General features: G+C 54.3%; 1 protein-coding gene. It reads left to right on the forward strand.

The window, feature by feature from the left end:
• On the forward strand, positions 1-449 hold a 449-nt coding region (locus DU29_RS1000000132050; protein WP_028624789.1), incomplete at both ends, for an LLM class flavin-dependent oxidoreductase.

The following is a 449-nucleotide window of genomic DNA, read 5'->3' on the forward strand; positions in this document are numbered from 1 at the left end:
CCGGAAATCTCCACGCCCCGAGTGAACTTGTCGGGTGCAGATACGCTGCCGAAACCGGCGTTGAGAGACATTCCCGTGATGGTGACTGGTCATTCACGCCAGTCGGTCGAATGGATTGCCGAGCATGGGGATGGCTGGCTTTACTATCCCCAAAATATCGCGCAGCAAGCCATGACAATCAAGAATTGGCGGTCGCTGACACCAAGATTCAAACCCTTCACGCAATCCTTCTATATTGACCTGTCGGAGAATCCCGATGAACCCCCATCGCCCATCTTCCTCGGGTTTCGGGCTGGTCACCGATTCTTTACTGACTACTTCAGCCGCTTGCGCGATATTGGGGTTAATCATATTGGCCTCAACCTGAAATACGCGACACGTCCGGCGCATGAGATTGTTCAGGAACTTGGCGAGCATGTCGTACCGCACTTTCCGGCGCACGCTACTGC

Source organism: Pseudomonas sp. Ant30-3, assembly GCF_000690905.1.
Classification (GTDB): Bacteria; Pseudomonadota; Gammaproteobacteria; order Pseudomonadales; family Pseudomonadaceae; genus Aquipseudomonas.